General features: G+C 66.4%; 20 protein-coding genes. 8 read left to right on the forward strand and 12 right to left on the reverse strand.

Features of this window, described 5'->3' with window-relative positions:
• The first annotated feature begins 67 nt into the window (after positions 1–67).
• The 5 genes from OVA13_RS09105 to OVA13_RS09125 all read left to right on the forward strand — a co-directional run bounded on the left by OVA13_RS09105 (position 68) and on the right by OVA13_RS09125 (position 5,352).
• Positions 68–397 (forward strand): nuclear transport factor 2 family protein, encoded by a 330-nt coding sequence (locus tag OVA13_RS09105; protein ID WP_267793436.1) that lies wholly within the window; start codon positions 68–70, stop codon positions 395–397.
• Positions 394–1,176: an SDR family oxidoreductase gene (locus tag OVA13_RS09110; RefSeq protein ID WP_267793437.1), complete on the forward strand. Its 783-nt coding sequence runs from the start codon at positions 394–396 to the stop codon at positions 1,174–1,176. The genes OVA13_RS09105 and OVA13_RS09110 overlap by 4 nt, the downstream gene beginning before the upstream one ends.
• A 144-nt stretch (positions 1,177–1,320) precedes the next feature.
• Positions 1,321–2,112, forward strand: coding sequence for an alpha/beta fold hydrolase (locus OVA13_RS09115; protein ID WP_267793438.1), 792 nt, complete (start codon positions 1,321–1,323; stop codon positions 2,110–2,112).
• A gap of 134 nt (positions 2,113–2,246) precedes the next feature.
• The gene (locus tag OVA13_RS09120) at positions 2,247–3,830 is read left to right on the forward strand and encodes a GMC family oxidoreductase (protein ID WP_267793439.1); all 1,584 of its coding nucleotides are present in this window, start codon (positions 2,247–2,249) and stop codon (positions 3,828–3,830) included.
• A gap of 280 nt (positions 3,831–4,110) precedes the next feature.
• Positions 4,111–5,352 carry a cation:proton antiporter gene (locus tag OVA13_RS09125; RefSeq protein WP_267793440.1) on the forward strand — a complete coding sequence of 414 codons (1,242 nt, stop codon included), beginning with the start codon at positions 4,111–4,113 and terminating at the stop codon, positions 5,350–5,352.
• Positions 5,353–5,463: 111 nt separating this feature from the next.
• On the opposite strand, the gene OVA13_RS09130 is transcribed toward OVA13_RS09125, so the two are convergent.
• The 10 genes from OVA13_RS09130 to sufT all read right to left on the reverse strand — a co-directional run bounded on the left by OVA13_RS09130 (position 5,464) and on the right by sufT (position 17,139).
• Complete coding sequence (locus tag OVA13_RS09130) at positions 5,464–5,706, reverse strand: hypothetical protein (RefSeq protein WP_267793441.1); 243 nt, start codon at positions 5,704–5,706, stop codon at positions 5,464–5,466.
• Between the two features lie 42 nt (positions 5,707–5,748).
• Positions 5,749–6,399: a L,D-transpeptidase gene (locus OVA13_RS09135; protein WP_267793442.1), complete on the reverse strand. Its 651-nt coding sequence runs from the start codon at positions 6,397–6,399 to the stop codon at positions 5,749–5,751.
• 171 nt (positions 6,400–6,570) lie between these two features.
• On the reverse strand, positions 6,571–6,840 hold the full coding sequence (locus tag OVA13_RS09140; RefSeq protein WP_267793443.1) for a hypothetical protein: 270 nt from the start codon (positions 6,838–6,840) through the stop codon (positions 6,571–6,573).
• A 636-nt stretch (positions 6,841–7,476) separates the two neighbouring features.
• Complete coding sequence (locus tag OVA13_RS09145) at positions 7,477–8,706, reverse strand: sensor histidine kinase (protein ID WP_267793444.1); 1,230 nt, start codon at positions 8,704–8,706, stop codon at positions 7,477–7,479.
• Complete coding sequence (locus OVA13_RS09150; RefSeq protein ID WP_267793491.1) at positions 8,706–9,383, reverse strand: response regulator transcription factor; 678 nt, start codon at positions 9,381–9,383, stop codon at positions 8,706–8,708. The genes OVA13_RS09145 and OVA13_RS09150 overlap by 1 nt, the downstream gene beginning before the upstream one ends.
• 41 nt (positions 9,384–9,424) lie before the next feature.
• Entirely contained in the window at positions 9,425–11,809 is a 2,385-nt protein-coding gene (locus OVA13_RS09155) for a TonB-dependent receptor (protein WP_267793445.1), read from the reverse strand.
• Positions 11,810–12,045: 236 nt separating this feature from the next.
• Positions 12,046–12,534 carry a hypothetical protein gene (locus tag OVA13_RS09160; protein ID WP_267793446.1) on the reverse strand — a complete coding sequence of 163 codons (489 nt, stop codon included), beginning with the start codon at positions 12,532–12,534 and terminating at the stop codon, positions 12,046–12,048.
• 608 nt (positions 12,535–13,142) lie between these two features.
• The gene (locus tag OVA13_RS09165; RefSeq protein ID WP_267793447.1) at positions 13,143–14,933 is read right to left on the reverse strand and encodes a S8 family peptidase; all 1,791 of its coding nucleotides are present in this window, start codon (positions 14,931–14,933) and stop codon (positions 13,143–13,145) included.
• A 500-nt stretch (positions 14,934–15,433) separates the two neighbouring features.
• On the reverse strand, positions 15,434–16,531 hold the full coding sequence (locus tag OVA13_RS09170; RefSeq protein ID WP_267793492.1) for a branched-chain amino acid aminotransferase: 1,098 nt from the start codon (positions 16,529–16,531) through the stop codon (positions 15,434–15,436).
• Positions 16,532–16,587: 56 nt separating this feature from the next.
• A complete protein-coding gene (gene sufT / locus OVA13_RS09175; RefSeq protein ID WP_267790191.1) occupies positions 16,588–17,139 on the reverse strand; it encodes a putative Fe-S cluster assembly protein SufT in 552 nt (183 codons plus the stop codon).
• Positions 17,140–17,259: 120 nt separating this feature from the next.
• On the opposite strand from sufT, the gene OVA13_RS09180 reads away from it, so the two are divergent.
• Positions 17,260–17,673, forward strand: a complete 414-nt coding sequence (locus OVA13_RS09180) for a hypothetical protein (RefSeq protein WP_267790192.1) — start codon at positions 17,260–17,262, stop codon at positions 17,671–17,673.
• Between the two features lie 22 nt (positions 17,674–17,695).
• Here OVA13_RS09180 and OVA13_RS09185 read toward each other — a convergent pair whose 3' ends face one another.
• On the reverse strand, positions 17,696–19,147 hold the full coding sequence (locus OVA13_RS09185) for a MocR-like pyridoxine biosynthesis transcription factor PdxR (RefSeq protein ID WP_267790193.1): 1,452 nt from the start codon (positions 19,145–19,147) through the stop codon (positions 17,696–17,698).
• 114 nt (positions 19,148–19,261) lie between these two features.
• Here OVA13_RS09185 and OVA13_RS09190 point away from each other — a divergent pair, with 114 nt between their 5' ends.
• Positions 19,262–19,765 (forward strand): hypothetical protein, encoded by a 504-nt coding sequence (locus OVA13_RS09190; protein WP_267790194.1) that lies wholly within the window; start codon positions 19,262–19,264, stop codon positions 19,763–19,765.
• 112 nt (positions 19,766–19,877) lie between these two features.
• Positions 19,878–20,381 (forward strand): hypothetical protein, encoded by a 504-nt coding sequence (locus tag OVA13_RS09195; protein ID WP_267790195.1) that lies wholly within the window; start codon positions 19,878–19,880, stop codon positions 20,379–20,381.
• 21 nt (positions 20,382–20,402) lie between these two features.
• Here OVA13_RS09195 and OVA13_RS09200 read toward each other — a convergent pair whose 3' ends face one another.
• Positions 20,403–21,143, reverse strand: coding sequence for a DUF1223 domain-containing protein (locus OVA13_RS09200; protein ID WP_267790196.1), 741 nt, complete (start codon positions 21,141–21,143; stop codon positions 20,403–20,405).
• Positions 21,144–21,221: the final 78 nt, after the last annotated feature.

Below are 21,221 nucleotides of genomic sequence, written 5' to 3' on the forward strand. Positions count from 1 at the left end.
TAATAGGGGATTCTCTTACCTCTGTAGACGCCTCACGCTAGCTCCGCACACCCAACGGAGCATTGCCATGAAAGCGTTGAACCTGCCCGAGCCCATCGCAGCCTACTTCGAAGCCGATCGCCAGGATGCCCAGGCCGTCGCCCGCTGCTTCACCAGGGACGGCATGGTCCTGGACGAGGGCCACACCCATTCCGGCCTCGCCGCGATCGAAGCCTGGAAGATCGCCTCGACGTCCCAGTACACGTACACCGTCAAACCCCACACGCTGGAGACGCAGGGGCGCAGCTACCTCGTGACCGGCCAGGTGTCGGGCAACTTCCCCGGCAGCCCGCTGGACCTGCGTTATCGCTTCACCCTGGAGCGCGGCAAGATCGCCTCGCTGGAGATCGCGCCATGAGCTTCGACCTCCAACTGGCGGGCAAGCGCGTCCTGGTCACCGGCGGCACGCGCGGCGTCGGCGGCGCCGTGGTCGAACGGTTGGCCGGGCTTGGTGCACGCATCGTAGCGACCGCACTCTCGAACCCGAAGAACCCTGTCGCGGATGTCCACTATGTGGCGGCCAACCTCGCCACGGCGGAAGGGGTGCGCGAGGTGGTGGAGGCGGCCCGGCAACAGCTCGGTGGAATCGACGTTCTGATCAACGTCGTGGGGGGATCATCGGCACCCGCGGGTGGCTTTGCCCGGCTGGATGATGACGAGTGGGCCAAGGCGCTCGATCTGAACCTGATGTCGGCGGTGCGGATGGATCGCGCCTTGTTGCCTGCGATGATCGCGCAGGGGTCCGGCGTCATCCTGCACGTGACGTCGATCCAGCGCCTGCTGCCGTTGCATGACTCGACGATTGCCTATGCCGCCGCGAAGGCCGCGTTGTCGACGTACAGCAAGGCGTTGTCGAAGGAAGTCACGCCGCAGGGCGTGCGCGTGGTCCGTGTCTCGCCGGGCTGGGTCGAGACCGAAGCCTCCATCGACTTCCTCGGCAGGATCGCGGCCAATGCCGGCACGGACGAAGAAGGTGCCAGGCAGCTGGTCATGCAGGGATTGGGGGGCATTCCGCTGGGCCGTCCGGCCAAGCCGTCGGAGGTGGCCGACCTCATCGCGTTCCTGGTCTCGCCCCGGGCCGCCTCCATCTCGGGATCGGAACACACGATCGACGGTGGAACCGTGCCTACCGCGTGATCACGCCCATCGGTCGGTGCGGTGAATCAACAGCACGATCGATCAAGTTTTCAGGACGTCAAGCAACCGATAGTCCCGTCGTGCGCGGCAAAGTAGCCCTGCCGGCCAACACGCCGCACACCACCCCCGCCCGAGGACAAGACCATGTTCAAGCTGATCCCTGCCCTGCTCGCGGCCGCACTGGCGGCGGGCATTTCTCCTTCCGCCCAGGCCGACGATGCCACCCCCGGCCATCCGCGTGCACAGGTGAAGAACGTCGTGCTGGTGCACGGCGCCTTCGCAGACGGCGCCGGCTGGCGCCCGGTGTACGACGACCTCACCGCGCGCGGCTATCGCGTCTCGATCGTGCAGAACCCGCTGACCTCGCTTGCCGATGACGTGAAGGCGACGCAGCGCGTGCTCGACCGCCAGGACGGTCCAGCCATCCTGGTCGGGCACTCGTGGGGCGGCACCGTCATCACCGAAGCCGGCGTGCATGACAAGGTGGCCGGCCTGGTCTACGTGTCGGCGCTCGCACCCGACGCGGGCGAAACCACGGCGCAGCAGTACGAAGGCTTCGCACCCACCCCCGAGTTCGTCATCGAGACGGGCAGCGATGGCTACGGGTTCATCAGCGCGGCGAAATTCAAGGCGGGCTTCGCCCACGACGCCCGCGACGCCGATGCGGCGTTCCTGCGCGATTCGCAGGTACCCATCAACATGTCGGTGTTCGGCACGAAGCTGACGCAGGCTGCCTGGCGCACGAAGCCCAGCTGGGCCGTCATCGCCACCGAAGACAAGGCTTTCGACCAGGCCATGCTCATCCACATGGCCGAGCGCATCAACGCGCGCATCACCAGGGTGTCCGCCAGCCACGCGGTCTTCATGACGCAGCCCAAGGTGGTCGCCGACACGATCGACCAGGCGGCCCACGAAGCGGGTCGCTCGACCCGGTAACGCAGCGCCACCGTGAGCCGGACGCCGACACCCCGGTCGCGTCCGGCCTTCCTCTCCCTATACGCACCCTCCCCTCGATGGGTGGCCGCGCGCGGCTGCCTGACGCTCTTCCTTCGCCCCGGAGTTCCCCCGCCATGACGATTTCTTTCCTCCCTCCTTCGCACGGCAATGATCCCCGACATCGGGATCGCTACGACTTCATCGTCTGCGGTGCCGGCCCTGCAGGATGCGCGCTGGCCGGCCGCCTGGCCGAGAATCCCGGCGTTCGCGTACTCCTGATCGAAGCCGGCGGATCCGATGAGATGCCCGAGGTGCTGGAGCCGGCGCAGTGGCCCCTCAACCTGGGGTCGGATCGGGACTGGGCCTTCGTGGCCGAGCCGAATCCGCATCTCAACGGCCGCGCGATACCGCTCAACATGGGCAAGGTGCTGGGGGGCAGTTCCAGCATCAACGTCATGGTGTGGGCACGCGGTCACCGGAGCGACTGGGATCATTTCGCCCGCGAAGCCGGCGACGACGGCTGGAGCTACGCGTCGGTGCTGGAGATCTACCGTCGGATCGAAGACTGGCGCGGTGCGCCGGATGCCCGCCGACGCGGCATCGACGGTCCCGTGCACGTGGAGACGCCGTATCACCCGCAGCCGGTGGCGCTCGCCATGATCGAGGCGGCCAGGGCGCTGGGCATCCCCACCTTCGACAGCCCCAACGGCGCCATGATGGAAGGGCGCGGTGGCGTTGCGCTCAACGATCTGATCGTGAAGGCAGGCCGTCGCTCGTCGATCTTCCGTTCCTACATCTTTCCGAAACTGGGCCAGCCCAACCTCACCGTCCTGACCCGCGCGCAGGTCAGCAGACTGCTTTTCAGTGGCGCCACCGTTGTCGGCGTCGAAGTCATCCAGGATGCGACCGCCAGGCACCTAATGGCCGACCGCGAAGTGATCCTCTCCATGGGCGCCATCAATACCCCGAAGGTCCTGATGCAATCTGGCATCGGTCCGGAAGACGAATTGGCCCCGCATGGCATCGCGATGGTCGAGCACCTGCCAGGCGTCGGGCGCAACCATCAGGACCACGTCTCCTTCGGTTGCCTCTTCGAAGCGAACGGACCGGTCGATGTCGGGAGTGGCGGTTCCGAAGCCACGCTCTACTGGAAAACGGACCCTGCCCTGGACGCACCCGATGTCTTCCACTGCCAGCTGGAGTTTCCGGTTCCCACGCCCGAGACGGCGCATCGCGGCGTGCCGGAGCATGGCTGGATGACGTTCGCCGGGCTGTCCCACCCGAAGAGCCGGGGCTCGGTGCACCTGACCGGTGCCGACGCCCACGATCCCTGCCGCATCGAGGCCAACACGCTGTCGCATCCGGATGACCTGCGCGACGCCGCGAAGACGATCCAGCTTGCCCGCGATCTGGCGCACGCCTCGCCTTTCAGCAGGCTGCTCAAGCGGGAGGCGATGCCGGGAAGCCTGACCGCGTCCGAGATGGAAACCTATATCCGCGACGCGGCGGTGACGTACTGGCACCAGGCCTGCACAGCGAAGATGGGGCGCGACGCCATGTCCGTAGTAAACGGAAACCTGCAGGTGTATGGCATCGAAAGGCTGCGGATCGCCGACGCCTCCATCATGCCCGACGTCCCGAGTGGCAACACGATGGCCCCCTGTGTCGTCATCGGAGAGCGGGCGGCCGAGATCATCAAGAGGAGCCACGGGCTCTGATGCCAGAGGGATCGTCGGCCGCACACTGACCTCAATCAAGCGATCAACCCGCTTTCTCGTATCCCGAGATGGGAAGAAAGACTCGAATAACGCGTGGGGGACCGACTTGTGAGGTCCTACGACCCAGCAGGCAAGCTCTCTTCAAAGCGCTTGCCTTGTTTCTTGCGTTCAAGAGTGCTCCGAAACAGAAGCGTCAGAATCCATGCCGCCCCTGTGTTGACATGGTGCTACTGCCGTATCGCCTACGCTACGCATTGTGGCGATCGGACCGGGCACTTCCATGGATCAGTACAAGATCGCGCTTGCGTTGGTAGGCATCGCACTGCTTGGTGCTGCGTGGCTACCGGACCTGTTGAGACGGCATCCGCTGACGCCTCCCATCCTTGTCGTCGCGGCGGGTGCGGCGGTTTACCTGCTTCCCCTGCCCCTTCCGGCAGCCGATCCATTTCGATTTCCCGAAGCGACCGAGCGCTTGACCGAACTGGCGGTGCTGGTGGCGCTGACTGGCGTGGGGCTTCGCATCGACACGCGGTTTGGCTGGCGGCGCTGGGCGCTGACATGGCGATTGCTCATTATCGCCATGCCACTCACGATCCTGGCGGGCTGGTGGCTGGGCAGTGCCTGGCTGGGTTACGGCACCGCGACCGCGCTTCTGCTTGGCGCGGTGTTGGCACCCACGGATCCGGTACTTGCCTCGGATGTCCAGGTTAGGCCGCCGGGAGAGGGAGGCGAGGACGCTGTTCGTTTCGCGCTGACCTCCGAAGCGGGCCTCAACGATGGACTCGCGTTCCCCTTTGTCTGGCTGGCGATCATCCTTGCCCTCGGTGACGCGGGCGCCCCCGTGAACTGGCTTGGATGGCTGGCTGTCGATGTCGTGTGGCGCATAGTCGGAGGCGTCTGCATAGGTGCCGTACTGGGCTACGGCTTGATGTACCTGATCTTCCGAAGCCAGCGAGCTTCCACCTTGTCAGCCGGCAACGATGGACTGGTGGCCCTGGCCGTGACGTTGCTGGTTTACGGAGTCGCAGAGTTGTGTCACACCTATGGTTTTCTCGCGGTCTTCGTCGCAGCACTCGTCATCCGCCAGCAAGAACGCAGCCATGAATATCACGGCACGCTCGAACTGTTCGCCCAGCAATGCGAGCGGCTGCTGACGGCATTGATCCTGCTGCTGCTGGGTGGCGCGCTTGTATCGGGGCTTCTTGCAGACATCGGATGGCGCGAGGTGGTGTTTGGAGCCGTCTTCGTATTGCTCGTGCGTCCGCTTGCCGGCTGGGCAGCGCTGCTGGGCACCCGGCTTCCACGACGGGAGCGATGGGGCATCGCGGTCTTCGGGGTTCGAGGAGTGGGCTCGCTGTACTACCTGGCGTTTGCCCTGAACGAAGCCTCTTTCCAAACGGAACGTACCCTGTGGAGCATCGTGGCACTGATCGTCACCCTGTCGATTCTTCTCCATGGGTTGAGTGCCGGCTGGGCAATGGACACGCTGGATCGATGGCGCGCACGTTCCTTCCGGAAATGATGCCGTGGCGCTCGTGTGCCGCTGACACCTCGGCACATCAACCGATTTCTGCCAGCGGCGGGAGGCGGAAGTTGGACAGCTGCACACATTCCAGCGGCGCGAAGCGGGGCGCTATGCCATCCAGACCTGTTCAAGATCCCTGAATCCCCATTTCCTCGGCGACTCAAGGCCGACGATGCGGTCCTTGACCAAGGCAAGGTCGATGTCCCGCCGGAAGACGTGGGCATTGGATTTGACCGAATGGAACACCCTCACCCTGGGCGGCGCCAAGGGATGCTCGCCGGCCTCGATGACCACCGCGAGGTGGTCGGACGCCAGCCGCACCAATGAGCCCATGGGGAAGATCCCCAGCACGCTGTGCTGTCTCGCCTACGCAAGGCGAAATTGCGACACGCTTTACTCGGCGGCGCGCCGTGCGCGTCTTCCTTCTTTGCGTTGCGTCGTCTCGCGACTTTGCGCGAACTCCGGGAACGTTTCGGCCATCGGCGCCGCATCGGGCATGATGTAGAACACGCCACCCTTCTCGAAGACGGGACGGATGACCTGCTCGTAGAACTCGGGCGAGACGTTGATGCAACCATGGGTGATGCGGTTGTCATCCGGCGTCGGCGACGCAAGGCGCTCGGCGCGTTTTTCGGCGGGGACGCCCGTCGCGGTGGGGTGGATGGAAACGGCGGACTCGTAGTCCACCCACAGCACGCGCCCGGCGTCGATCGACGGACCGAAACCGCCCACGAAGCGACCCGCCGGCGTCGTGCGATCACGGCCGGGAATCTCGCGAAGCGCGAGGCCGGCGATGCCCGGTGCGGTGTGATCACCGACGGCCGAGCCGAAGAGCCCGGGCGCCGCGCCGCGCAGCCGGCCGTCGCCGCCGAACACCAGGATCTGTGCAGCGGCCTTGTCTATCACCGCGAACGGATAACCCTGGCTGTCCTGGGTGGCGACCACCCAGCCCGCCAGTTCGATCACCGTGTCGGCCACATCCTGGCCGCGCGGAAGCTGGTCGACCGTGGCGACCGCTTGCGCGGCATCCTTCGCGCTGGCCATGCCGACGCCCGCGAACGCCAGCGCAACGATAAGGGCCCGGATAGCGGGGCGTATGCACGTACGGATGGGACGATTCCTTGGAACTGGGATGGGTGAAGAGAAAAGACCGGTGGCCGTCAACGGCCACCGGATCACGCTTCAGACCGCGCGTCGTGAATGACGCGAGAGCGATCAGCCGCGCGGCGTGCGGCGCGGCGCCGCTTCGAGCCTCTGGACGCGGCTTTCGATCTGATCAAGCCGCTGGTTGGCCTGCTGTGCGGACTGGTTGGCGGATTCCGCGCTCTGCGCCGCGCCCTGCACCTTGGTGTCGAGTTGATCAAGGCGCGAGTTGATGCCCGCGAACTCGTCGTCATAGGTAGCGCAGGCGGCAAGGCTCAGGCTGGCGACGAGCGCCACGGTGAGCGAACGAGCCACAGCCACATGTTGTTTGGTCATAAGCATTCCAATACCTCCTTCGTCTGGGGTATTGGAATATAGCCGTCTTTTCGCCGGAGTCATGAGCCGCCTTCAGCTGACGTTGGACTACGTGGATACCGCGTGAAGATGCCGCAAACAGCGGAATTTGCGGCCTCGTTACGTCATCTCCGCGGAAACGCGCAGCATCTGATCCACGCTTCCGGAGTGCAACGCGCGCCAGCGCGCTCTCCGCCTGCAGCCGGCATCGTCCAGACCCTGCGGAAGATCTCAGCACGCCTCACGCGACAGTGCGACGACCATCACGCGCAGCAAACGAAATCCGAACGACATTGCGCAAATCATCCACGGAACGCACACGCCGCCTGAGCCATTTCCGCCATCGATGATCGGAAACCGGGTATGCGTCGGCGAGGCACCCGAAGGCGCGTCCTCGACCGGCTGTGTCCGCACACCGACGGCCGTTGGCCCCACTGCCCTGCGTGCGCCGGGTCACGTCTGGCCGATGCCATGCTGCCTGCTCGCCACGCCGCATGGGAGACCGGCAGGTGTCCGAGGAACCGCGGCTTACCGAGGCGATCGGCCTCGTTTGACATGCAATGCGCGACGACAAGCGCGGGATGTTGATTGCGACGCACCTGCTCTGCGAAGGAGCCGTCGTGCTCACCAGGAAAGACAGGCGGTTACGTGCGCCTCGTCCACCTGCAGCGAGAATTGCCAGCCGTTGCGTTCACACAGGCGCTGGACGATGCCCAGCCCCAGGCCATGGCCGTTGGAAGAGGCGTCGGCCGGCGTAAGCCGGCCAACCTCGTTGCCGCCCAACCGGTTGGTGACCAGAAGTTCGTGCTCCTTGAGGAGCACCGTGATCGGCCCCTGCCCGCCGGGCGTCTGCTCGAACGCGTTTCGAACCAGGTTGGTGACGGCGATGAGGAACGCCTGCGGATGCCCGCGAACCACCGGCGCTGCAAGACGTTCGACGTCGACGTCGACGCGCTTGCCGTTCAGCAGGTAGCGCTGCTGGTCGATGGCCCGGCTCACCAAGGGCGCGACCGGGAACTGTTCGCCATACAGCCCGTCGTCGGCTTCGCGTGCGATGCACAGGAACATCTCGATCGTGGATTTCATCTCGAGCGTCGCCCGCCGGATCCGATCCACCGCCTTCACGTCCTCGGCCGACAGATCGCTCTGCTCCAGCAGCTCGATCGCGCCCGTGATCACGGTGACGGGTGTCCGCAGCTCGTGGCTGGCGGAACCGGTGAAGTCCCGCTCGCGCACGACGAACGCGCTGATGCGCTCGAGCGTCTTCGCGATGGCACCGGCGAGGACGCCGACCTCGTCCGTTCCGAACCGGCTGGACTCGATGAGCTTGTGGTCTCCGGCCGACAGATGCTCCAGGTCGATGCCCGCGACCACGTCGGCGAGCTCCACCACCGGGGCGACCGCTCTGCGCATCACCAGGACGCCCAGCCCGAAACCCAGCGTGCCGAGCACGCCGACGACACCGGTGATGAGGAGCAGCCACCACCAGTCCTCGGAGGATGCCGCCTCGATCCCGGCGACATCGAACACCACGAATGCGCGCCCCGATGCAGTGTCGGCGGGGACGACCGCGACATGCAGTTCTTCGGCGACGAACTCGTACACTCCCTCGCCGGGGCCTGACTGCGCCCATTTCCGCAGGGGTTCCGGCAAGCTGCCGGCATCGTCGTAGCCCCGAAGACTCATCGTGAGATCGGGATAGTTCTCGGCGGCGCGTTGCAGCTGATTGACCAGCACCCGGTCCTCACTGAACCGGATGGCCGCGTAGAACGCGAGCCCCCAGGCCACGCTGAGCCCGACGACACACAGCGCGAACGCATACTCGACACGTTTGCGCAGACTTTGTCGCCGCATTACGGGGAATCCTCGGCGATGCGATATCCGATCCGATGCACCGTATGGATCAACGGCCGGTCGAACGACCTGTCGATCGCCTGGCGCAGCTTGTACATGTGCGAGCGAAGCGCATCGCCATCGGGCCGCTCGTCGGCCCACAGCAGCGTTTCCAGCTCGTCGCGATCCACGACGGACGGCGACTCCTCCATCAATCGTCGGAGCAGCTTCATGCCGGCAGGATTGATCTCGACCCGTCGCCCCGCCCGATGCACCTGCAGGGTGGACCGGTTCAATGTCAGGTCGCCGACGGTCAGCAGGGTGTCGGCATTCCGGTGGCTCCGCTTGTAAAGGGCCCGGATGCGCGCATGCAGCTCCTGCAGCGCGAACGGCTTGACCAGGTAGTCGTCGGCGCCGGCGTCGAACCCTTTGAGCCTGTCGTCGAGCGTGTCCCTCGCCGTCAGCATGAGCACGGGCGTTTCGATGCCGGCATCGGCCCGCAGCCTCTGGCAGAAGGTGAGGCCGTCCATCCTCGGGATCATGAGGTCCAGGACGATGACGTCGAACCGATTCGTCAGCGCCAGGTTCATCGCGGTGACGCCGTCGTGGGCAAAATCCAGGACGTAGCCGAGTTTTTCGAGGTACGTGGCAATGTTCCCGCAGATGTCGCGGTTGTCCTCGACGATCAACGCCCTGATGGGCGCAGCATCAAGAGCGCGTGCCATCTGCCACCTCCGGTTTACCAAGCGTAGTCTAGCCGAAGTCCGATCAGGGGCTCGGCCTCGCTGTCGTCCTTCACGTTGACACCCCGGCGGTAGTCGAACTCGGTGTCGTCGGTCGATGACGCCGAGGTGACGTTGATGACATCGAGAAAGGCGGTGACGTCGATGGGACCGAATGCGCGACGATAGTCGACGCGGGCGTTCAGCACACCGTAACCGGATTTGCGACCGACGCCGCGCTCGATGGTCTCCCTTGAGTAGCGCAGGGGTTGCCCCGCACCCAGCACGTCTTCGTAGATGATGAAGGCGTCCTCCGGCCTCCCGGACAGATACTTGTAGCGCGCAGCCACCTTCCAGCGATCGCTGATTTCCCAGGTCAGCCCGAGGGTCGCCACGTGCTCGCGGCTGAACTCGTCGGCGACCGCGCCACGGCCGTCCTTCCGGTCCACCTCCGCATCGTTGTAGGAGTAGGTCGCGGTGGCGTAGAGGCCCTCTCGAATCGTGCCCTTCACCACGACATCCAAACCGTAGGACGTGCCATCGCCGATGTTGGCGAACGTTCCGTTCGCCCGGTCCAGGTCGACCACGAGATTCGCGAGATCCTGGTAATAGGCTTCCGTCAGCACCGACCACCGATCACTCGGGAAGTACTCCAGCCCGACACTCGCGTGCGTGATCTCCTCGTTTTCGAGCGTGTTCGCCTCGTTGGCCGCGAGGTCGAGGAAGCGGGGCGACTGGTGGAAGAGCCCGGCCGTCGCGAAGTATCTGACGCGCTTGCTCCGCTGCCAGTTCAGCCTGAGCCTGGGCGACACGAGGGTTTCATCCGTCAGGCCGTCCCGCTCCAGTCTTACGCCCGCACCCAGGTCCCACGCGTCGCGCTTGAACACCTGGTCCACGTAGGCCGCGTAGCTGGTCGCCTTGCGGTCCAGCGAGGCGTTGATGTTCTCCGGCGTCAACACGATGAAGCGCTGCGCAGGGTCCGGCCGGAAGTCATCGCTGTCGTAGACGTACCGGGTCCAGTCGCCGTCCAGCACGGTGGCGTAGTCCAGGTCGATCTGCGTCAGCTGGACGCCTGCGTTCAACGCACCCCACCGATTCGCGGTCACGAAATTGCTGCGCCAGCCGATCTCGGTCTCGTCTTCGGTAACGGTGATGATGTCTTCCCGCACCGGGAAGCTGGAGGCGGGCGACCCGGGCGGCACGAGATCGGGGAATGCTTCGCCCTCCGAGCTGATCTTGTTGCTGGCCCGGTAGTACACCTTGTTGGTCCAGACCGCGTCCTCGCCGACCAATGATCGCAGGGTCAGTCCGTACAGGTCGCTGTCCTGCCTGAAATCGAGCAGCGATACATCTTCGAAGTTGGGCGACTCGAAGACGTGGGTCACGTCGCGCGTGTAGGTCTCGCGCGTATCGATGAGCAGCACCTCGAGCGTGTTGGACGGGTTGATCGGTATCGCCGACTTGACCAGGATGTCCCTCAGCACGGGATTTCCGATGTCCAGTTCTTCGATGTCCTCGAAGAAGTCACCGAAATCCAGCCGGCGGGCGGACACCAGCACGGTGGCGTCCTCGGTGATGCCGAGCGGCCCGTCATAACCGACTTCGTAGCCTGCAAGGTCCAGGCGCAGACTTGCTGATGGGCTTGGGCTGCCGTCGGCGACGTCGAGCTTGAGCAGCGACCCCGCCCGCCCGCCATAGGCAGGACCCCACCCGCCCGGCGAGAACTCGGCGCCATTGATGACGTTCGGTGCGAAGATCGAGAAACGGCCGCCACCCCCGACGTCTTCGTCCTCGCCCAGCGTCGCGTCGAAGTGCACCGCCTTGTCGAAGGGGAACTCGTCGACGAAGATCTGGTTGTCCCGCGGGCCGCGGCCGCGCACGCTGAAGGCTGCGAACTCGCTGTTGGAGGCCAGGCCCGGCAGGCCGTCCAGCGAGAGCAGTGGATCCGCGCCGCCGCCCACGGCATCCCGCAAGGCCTCGCGATCGAGATACGTGCTGGAGGGTGAGGCGAATGCATCAAGCGCGCGTGCCTGCACCACCACTTCTTCCAGCAACGGCGCGGCAAGTTCGAGTTCGATCCTGGAGTTCTTCCGGGTAATGACGCGCACGCTTGGCTCGGAGACGGGAGCGAAGCCGACCTTGCTCACGTCCACCGAATAGAGGCCCGGATCGAGCTGTTCAACAACGAGGCGACCTTGGGCATCCGTTTGCAGAGAGCGCGCCACGGCGGTTTCCCGTTCCGTGAGGGTGACCTGCACGCTTGGGAGTGGCCGTTCGGTGTATTGATCCCTGACGACGATGGTCAGGGCGCCGGGCGCCTCCGCGGCGTGGGTGGACAGGGAGAATCCGATCAGGTGCGCCGGAAGCGTCAACCACAAGGCCCGTCTCAAATACCTTTTCATGTCGCGCTACCCCCAAGGATTGGCAATGTGACTTGATGAAGCAGGGCGAAACTAACAATGCAAATGTCGCCAAAAGGTCACCATGCGGGCGCGGAGCCCCAGGATGTCCGTCTCGGATCAGCCCCCCCGCGCCTGCAGCCAGGGTCAGGCCGGAGTACCTCCCATATCCCCCCGGAAACGGAACGGCCCCGCATCGCGGGGCCGTTCTTCTGCATCAGACCGCCAGCAACACGCCGCTAGCCGTTTCCACCGCCCGCCGACGGCTCATCCGTCTCCCGCGCCTGCGAACCGACGCGCCAGCGGGCGCCCAGGTTGCGGCGGGCGTCGTCCAGGCCCTTGCCCTTTCCGGCCACCTTCAGCACGCCGTACACCTCCAGCGAGGCGATCATCAGATCGCTGCCCAGCGCCATTTCGGTGTCGGTGATGCGCTGATGCAGGTGGGCGATGCGCAGGATGCGCGGGCGCAGCAGGTCCAGCGTCTGCTGGTCGCGCTGGAACGCCTCGATGTCGAAGTCGCGCGCCATGATGCCGCTGTGCTGCTGCGCCACGTGCAGCGCGGCGCGACAGAAGGCTTCGGACTTCTCGCCCATCTTCATCAGCCCGCGCCGCTGGTCCGGGGTCAGCGAGATCAGCCCGCTCAGGCTGTTTTCCATCTGGGTGATGGCCGCATCCAGCGGATCGAGGATGGTGGCGTCGATCTGCAGGTCCACGATGTCTTGACTCATTGTCGCTCCTTGATTCCATGTCAGGTGATGCCGCCGTATCCGACGGCACGACCACGCTAACGCGTCGCGGGTGTGCATCCAAGCCGATGACCGCAGGAAATGACTCACACTTGAAGCGCGCCGAGCCGCCACCCCACACCGGAACACGCCGGTCACGCGATGACTGTGAGAAATCGAACCAGAGAGGGGCGCGCGCAGGCCGTTGAAGTGAGATGACAAGGCGTTTTTCCTCGCCCGCCAGGCATTTCCGAACGCCGCCAGGGAAAAATGCCTCGGCCGTGAACCTCTGAACTGAGATGACGACGCGTTTTGCCTTGGCAGGGAGATGCTTCCAGGTGCGGTGACACCCTTCGCTGCCTTGCCGCCATCACATTGCGGTTCACGGACGAGACTTTTTGCCTTGGCGTTGAACCATCGAGGTGCGGACGCGAGGAAAAACGGTTCGACCGCGAGGAATATTTCCTTGAGGGCCGAGCGGTGTGACTGGGCTGCCAGCGTCCTCGGGAGGTGAGTAGGACTGTCCGCCTCGCCTCCGGACAAAGAAAAACCCCGGCCGAGACCGGGGTTCTTCCAAGCGCTTCCGTGCGCACTCCCCTCGAGGGTATTCCTCAGAAGGTGATGCTCCAGCTGTTGATGTAGCCCACGTCCGCGCCGGCGCGGTCGCGGACGCGCAGGCGCCAGCTGCCGTTGAGCGCTTCACTCGACAGGTTGACCGTGTAGGTCTGGTTGATGTTGTCGGCACTGCCGCCGGTGCGGTTGTGCAGCACGTACACCGAGCCGTCCGGCGCCAGCACATCCACGATCAGGTCACCGATGTAGGTGTGCACGATGGCCACCGCCACCTGCGCATTGCTCGGCGCGTTGCCGGTGCGGCCCGACACGGCGATGGTGCTGGTCACGCCGGTGGCGTTGTTGTCCGGAATGCTGACGTCGGTGCCGTTGGTGTAGGTCTGCGTGCCGCCACCCGGCGGCGTGCCGCCCTGTGCCGCCACCACCGCGCCATCGGCGTTGGCGATACCCGCGCCGCACCCGCCCGAGCACGTCCCCGGCAGCGGCCGCGCGGTGCTCTTCAGGATGCTCTCCACCTGCGCCGGTGTCAGCGGCGAAGGCGCGGCGGCCTGCATCAGCGCGACCACGCCGGCCACGTGCGGTGCCGCCATCGACGTGCCGTTGTAGGACGCATAGCTGGCGCTGCCCGGCGTGGTGGTGCCGGTGTTGAGCGTGGACAGGATGCTCGCACCCGGGCCGGAGATGTCGATGCCGGTGCCGTAGTTGGAGAAGCTGGCACGCGAGCCGGCCGAGGTGGTGGCCGCCACGGCGACGACGTTCGGGCAGTTCGCGGGCACGGCGGAGGACACGTTGGTGTTGCTGTTGCCCGCCGCCACCACCACCGTGGTGCCGCGACCGACCGCACCGTTGATGGCGTTCTGGTAGGTGGCCGAACAGGTACCACCGCCGCCCAGCGACATGTTGATCACTTCGGCGGGATTCGCGTTGGCGGGAATGCCGCTGACGCTGCCGCCCGATGCCCAGGTGATGGCGTCGGCGATGTCCGAGGTCAGGCCACCGCAACGGCCCAGCACGCGCACCGGCACCACCTTCGCGCCGAACGCGGTACCGGCCACGCCGGTGCTGTTGTTGGTCACCGCCGCGACGGTGCCGGCCACGTGCGTGCCGTGCCAGCTGGAGTTGGTCACCGGCGAGCCGGCATAGCACTCGCCTGCGACGGGATTCCAGTCGCCTTCGTCGTTCGGGTTGGAATCACGGCCATTGCCATCGCGCGACACGAAGGTGTCGCTGATGAAGTCGTAGCCGGGCAGGATGTTGGCGTTGAGGTCGGCATGGTTGGTGATGCCGGTGTCGATCACCGCAACCACCACGCCCGCGCCGGTGGATTTGTCCCAGGCCGGCCGCACGTTGATGCCCGCCGCGGTGGTGCCGAAGCCCCACTGCTCGGAGAAGCGCGTGTCGTTCGGCGTCAGCACGGGGTACATGCGCTGGTCGACTTCGACGTATTCCACGTTGGGATCGGCGGCCAGCTGGCGCATCAGCGACTCGGCCTCCACGCGGTCGAGCTTGCGGTCGGCGCGCACGACCTCGGCGCCACCGGCGGCAAGACGGCGCAGCTTCTGCAGACCGAGCGCGCGGCCGCCCCGCTTGGCCACGCCCGTGCTGGCCGCGGTGCTCAACGAACGCTGCAGCTGCGATGCATCGGCGCTCTCGGCGCTGCCATCGCGGTACTTCACGATGAAGCGATCGAATCCTCCTGGCTCTTCCTGCTGCAACCCACTGGTATCCACCCGACCTGCCATGGCAGGAAGCGCGTACAACGAAGCCACCACGGCAACTGCCAGGCTTGCCACCTGCCAGCGCGAACGACGAATCGCAGATACGGACATCAGACTCTCCCTCAAATGGATGTTGAAAGCCGCCAATGCGGCGAAGATCCTGGTCGGATCGCTCGGGTAGCGCGAGAGGGGGATGGCGGCCTGTTGCGTTCGACCAGAACACGAACACGCAGACGCGTGTCGCACCTTGAAACTAGCGGACACGTGCAACGTGAATCAGCGATGAAAGACACACTTTGCGTGACCTGCATCAAAACGTAATGCGCCACGTACACACATGAAGCGAAGTCACCGGTGGACATCCGCATGTAGGTTCATTTACGTCGCTCGCATGTGAAAAAGTACACGCGCTTACTTGCGTGTCATTGGCATCGTGCTTGCGTGCGCGGCAACGGCAACCGCGACGACTGGGGGGATGGCGTCCCATGCACGCATACGCTGGAGGACGCGCCTGCACGGAAAAGAAAAAAGCCCGCAGCAATGTGCGGGCTTTTTCTTCATCGGTTCTGCGGCCGCGGCGTGGGCGCGATCCGCTTTCCGGCGGTTCTTGCTCAGTCGCGCAGCTTCACCAGCCAGCCATGGCGGTCGGGGATGCGGCCGTACTGGATGTCGGTGAGTTCCTTGCGGATGCCCATCGTCACCTCGCCCGCGGGCGCGTTGATGTCGCCCACCTCGAACCCCTTGCCCTTCAGCTGGCCGATGGGGGTGATGACGGCGGCGGTGCCGCAGGCGAACACTTCGCTGATCTCGCCGGACGCCACGCCCTGCTTCCACTCGTCGATGGAGACCTTGCGTTCTTCCACCGCGTGGCCGCGATCGCGTGCGATCTGCAGGATGCTGGAGCGGGTGATGCCTTCCAGGATGCTGCCCGACAGTTCCGGCGTGACGATGCGGCCGTCCTTGTAGACCAGGAAGACGTTCATGCCACCCAGTTCTTCCAGGTACTTGCCTTCCACCGGATCGAGGAACAGCACCTGCGAGCAGCCCTGCGCCTGTGCTTCCTGCTGCGGCAGCAGCGAAGCGGCATAGTTGCCACCGCACTTGGCCGCGCCGGTACCGCCCTTGGCGGCACGCGCGTAGTCTTCCGACAGCCAGATCGACACCGGTGCCACGCCCTTGGCGAAGTACGCGCCGGCCGGGCTGGCGATGACGTAGTAACCGGCCTTCTGTGCCGCGCGCACGCCGAGGAAGGCTTCGGTGGCGATCATGAAGGGACGGAAGTACAGGCTGGTCTCCGGCGCCGACGGCACCCAGGCGTGGTCGATGGCGACCAGCTGGCGCAGCGACTCGACGAATTCGTTCACCGGCAGCTGCGGCAGCGCCAGGCGCGCGGCGGAGCGCTGCAGGCGCGCGCCGTTGGCATCGGGACGGAAGGTCCAGATGGAACCGTCGGCATGGCGGTAGGCCTTGATGCCTTCGAAGATCTCCTGCCCGTAGTGCAGCACCGACGCGGCCGGATCGAGCGAGAGCGGGCCGTAGGCGCGTACTTCGGCGTTGTGCCAGCCCTTCGCCTTGTCCCACTCGATGGCGACCATGTGGTCGGTGAAGTACAGGCCGAAGCCCGGCGCGACGAGCAGGGCATCGCGCTCGGCAGCCGACTTGGCGTTCGCCGAAGGGGTCACGCGGTAGGTCAACGGGGCGGCGTTCATGACGTTCATCTCTTCCTTCCTGACGGTTCTACTGACGGGTGCGAGTCGCAGGGGACTCAGAGCATGCCGGTTTCCAGCTTGGCGGCTTCGGACATCATATGGCGCCCCCACGGCGGATCGAAGACCAGTTCGACATCGGCATCGGCGATGGTGGGGATCATCTCCAGCTTGCTGCGCACGTCGTCGACCAGGATCTCGCCCATGCCGCAGCCGGGCGCGGTCAGCGTCATCTTCACTTCGACGTCGCGCTGGCCATCGTCGCGCTTGCTCAGGTTGGCTTCGTACACCAGGCCGAGGTCGACGATGTTGAACGGAATCTCGGGGTCGAAGCAGGTGCGCAGCTGGTTCCACACCAGCGCCTCGACTTCTTCGTCGCTGGCGTTGTCGGGCAGCGTCAGCGATTCGGTGGGCTCCTTGCCGATGGCGTCGCCATCCTTGCCGGCGATGCGGAACAGGTTGCCTTCGACGAACACGGTATAGCTGCCACCCAGCGCCTGGGTGATGTAGCCATAGCTGCCGGCCGGCAGGGTGACGAGTTCGCCCTGGGGCACCAGGACGGCGGCGCAATCGCGCTCGAATTGGACGGGTTCGCTGCTGCGGGAGTACATGGGGACCAGATGGGGGCGCCCGAGGGGCGTCGCAATGCGTGCATTGTAGCCCCGCGCCCGGCCCGGCACCCCACCCGGAGCGGCCCAGGCCTTATCCTTGGCGGCCGTTCCGGAGTCCCCATGCCCCCTGCCCCGCGTCGCGCCCCCTCTTGGCTTGCCCCTGTGATGCTGTTGCTGGGCGGGCTGAGCTTCATGCTGATCTGGGTGATGCTGGCCCTGTACCTGCAGAAACAGGTGGGCTGGATGGCGTTGCTGGCGGCGCTGGACGCAGCCCTGATGCTGCGGCTGGGCGGCATGGCACGTGGTGCGGGACGCAGTGTCCTGGCACTGGTCGCGACCGTGGCGATCTGCGCGCTGGCGCTGTGGGGCATCGTGGCGACGCAGCTGGGGTTCGCGATGGGGCTGGGGCCGTTCGACTCGGCGCTGCGGTTGGGCACGCACCACGCCTGGACGCTGACCTCGCTGGCCAACACGACGCTCGACTGGGTCGCGCTGGCGCTGGCGCCTCCGCTGGCCGCCTGGCTGGCGCGCTGACGCCGCGCACGGCAGACGGCCTTCAGCGCCCGGGCACGTCCTTCACGCAGCGCGCGAACAGACGGACCGCCTGCTCGATCTCGACGACCGACATGCTGGCGTAGCCCATCAGCAGGCCGGTGCGCGCAAGCGGGCGGGCGTAGTACGGCGCGATGGGATACAGGTCCAGCCCCAGGCTGCGCGCATGTCCGATCAGCGCCGCGCCGCGGGCGGTGTCGTAGTCCCGCAGCCAGGCCACCAGGTGCATGCCGGCGCGCGAGTCGGCGACTTCGACCTGGTCACCGAGGCATTCGCGCAGGGCGCGGAGCAGCGCGTTGCGCCGCTCGTTGAGGGCGCGGCCGGTGCGGCGCAGGTGGCGTTCGAAGCCGCCGTTGGCCATGAAGCTGGCCAGTGCGGCCTGTTCGATGGCCGAGGTGCCGAAGTCCTCACGCCACTTGGCGGTGATGTAGTCCTGGCGCAGGCCGGGCGGCATGACCAGGTAGCCCAGGCGCAGCGAGGGAAACAGTACCTTCGAGAACGTGCCCACGTAGATCACCTGCCCGCCGCGATCCAGCGACTGCAGGGCGGCCAGCGGCTGCGCGTCGTAGCGGAACTCGCCGTCGTAGTCGTCCTCGAAGATCCAGCTGCCGTGCTGCCGGGCGTAATCCAGCAGCGCCAGGCGCCGGCCCAGCGACATCACCACGCCGGACGGGAACTGGTGCGAAGGCGTGACGTACAGCAGGCGCGGCGCCGGCGTCGGCAGCGCATCCAGGCGCAGGCCCTGTGCATCCACGTCGACCGCGTGCACGCGCGCGCCATGGATCTGCAGCACTTCGCGCATGGCGGTGTAGTGGGGCTCCTCGACCACCGCGCTCTGGCCCGGATCCAGCAGCACGCGGGCGGTCAGCGACATGGCCTGCTGCGTGCCGCCGACGATCAGGATGTCGGCCGGCGTGGTCTGCACGCCGCGACGGCGCGCCAGGTAGTCGCAGACGGCTTCGCGCAGCGCGGGCACGCCCTGCGTCATGGGATACGCCGGTGGCGTGTAGGCCGCCGCATGCGCCAGTTCGCGTGCCCACGCGTTGGTCAGCGCCGGGTTGGTGTACGGCACGCCGTAGGAAAACGCGTAGCGCATGCCGGGCGTCGCGCGGCCGGCCATGTTGGCGTGGTCGTGGAAGGCGCGTCCGCGCCGCGCGTACTCGGACTGCGGCGGCAAGGTCACGCTGGCGGGCGCGGGCGGCGCGAACGCCGGTTGCATCGGCGGGGTCACGTAGCTGCCCGAGCCCACGCGCGCCGCCACGAAACCCTCGGCGCGCAACTGCTCGTAGGCGGCCAGCACGGTGTTGCGGGAAAGCCCCAGCTCCCGGGCCAGCAGACGGGTGGCGGGCAGACGCGTGCCGCGCGAGACCCCGCCGGCGAACATCGCCGATTTCAACGCCCGGGTCAGTTGCGCGTGCAACGGCCCTTTTCCATCCATCTGCAGGTGCATCAACATGGCCTCAATCCGATTGGCCCTATTCGAGCCCAGGGAATTGGACCTTGATAGTGCCACTTTCCTGGCCTGAGATAGGGCCAATCCCGCAGGGGCCACGGGCCCCGGAGCCTGCCGATGAAGCCGATACTCCACGCTGCCTGGTCCCTCCCCCAACCCGCCCGTCCCGTGTTGCCCTGGGGGCTGCCGGCCGCCGCCGTGTCCGCGACCGTGCTGGACCTGGGGTTCGCCATGGCCTTCTGGGCCGCCGAGGGCGTGCCGCCGGTGCGCATCCTGCAATCCATCGCCGGCTGGGTGCAGGGGCCCGCCGCGTTCGACGGCGGCGTGCCGTCGGCCGTGCTGGGCGCGGGGCTCTATTTCGCCCTGATGGGGGCGCTGGCGCTGCTGTACCGGCAGCTGGCGCGCCAGTTCCCGCGCATGCTGCGCCAGCCGGTCCGCTTCGGCATGGCCTACGGGGCGGCGATGTACGTGCTGGTGTTCCATGTCTTCGTTCCTCTGGTCACCGCGGCGGGACCCGCGTCGTATCGCGTCGACTGGGTGGTGGCGTGCCTGCTGGCCTACATGGTGCTGGTGGGGCTGCCGTGCGCGTGGGCCGCTCGCAGGGCTGGGCGCATGGAGTGAGCGCGCGCGTTTGGCGCCGTCGCACGCGCCGGAATTGGACCTCGTGCACACCAGGACGATGGCGTGCAATCGCGGCATTGCCTGCCTGCCGGGCGCCCACGAGACGATCACCATGAATGCCACCTTCCCCCACGCCGTGCGTGCACCGCATCCGCTGCGTCCTGTCGTGCTGGGCGGCGTCATCGCCGGCGCGCTTGATCTGGTCTACATCTGCACGCTGTGGGCTGCGCGCGGTGTCAGCCCCGTGCGGATCCTGCAGTCGGTCGCGGCCGGCTGGGTCGGACGCGATGCCGCGATGCAGGGCGGGCTGGCCACGGCGACGCTTGGCTTGTTCTCGCACTTCGGCATCGCGGTGGTCATGGCATGCGTCTACTACGCCGCCAGCAGGCGCTGGCCCATCCTGCGAGAACAACCTGTTCGGCATGGCGCGCTCTACGGCGTGCTGCTCTACGTGGTGATGACCTACGTGGTGGTGCCGCTTTCCGCGGCGGGCGGCAACGGCGTGGCCTGGCAGTGGATCAACCTTGCGCACATCGCCGCGCACGTGCTGCTGGTGGGCATCCCGTGCGCGCTGGCGGCACGCATCGCCACGCAGCGCACCACCGCACCCGCCTGAGATCCTCACGGCGCCGGCCTGTCACCGCAGACAGGCCGACAGGGGCAGGTCGATCGCCTGCAACCCTGCGCCCGTCAATGAAGACTCGGCAAAGACCACCACGCCCAGCGGTCCTTCTTCCGCTGGCAACGGAACACGGGCGTTGGCGGTCAGCCGCGTGCTTTCCCACCGGAACGGCCCCTGCAGCGACCGGACCACCCGATCGTGCCGCAGGGTGAGGCCCTTGTTCTCGCCGGCCTTGACCTGGCTCGTCAAGCCATCCTGGTAAAGGGCGAGCCAGACCAACGGTTGCGATTGCGCGGCGGCGACGTCACGCAGTTCACCGGTGAACGCGACCTGCAGCGCACCGTCGCGACGATCGACCACGACCGCCAGGTCCAGCGGAGGGCGCGTTGCACCGGCGTCGCGCAGGCGCTCGGTCACCTGCGTGCGATCACGCCAGTCCACATTCGTGTGCTCGCCGATCATCACCTGCGGGGTGTACACCACGCGCTTGCCGGACAGCATGACGCGTGCTTCCTGCCGCTTGCCGTGCAGAGCCGCGGCAAAGCGGTCCGGCCAGCCGATCTCGTCCCAGTAATCCACATGCAGGGCCAGCAGTGCCGGACGATCCTGCGGCTTCGCGGCCAGCGCCGACAGCCAGCGGTCCGCAGCGGGGCATTCATTGCAGCCTTCGGCGGTGTACAGCTCCACCACCGGCAGCCGGACACCACGGCTGGCGCCACGGCACTCGGCCATCGCGAGAGAAGGCGAAAGCGCCATGCAGCAGGCAAATGTCCACGCGTGCGCAGCCATCGACACGACGCACTCCCTCGGGCGGTCCGCAAGGACGTTGCAACC

Source organism: Pseudoxanthomonas sp. SL93 (assembly GCF_026625825.1).
Taxonomy (GTDB): domain Bacteria; phylum Pseudomonadota; class Gammaproteobacteria; order Xanthomonadales; family Xanthomonadaceae; genus Pseudoxanthomonas_A.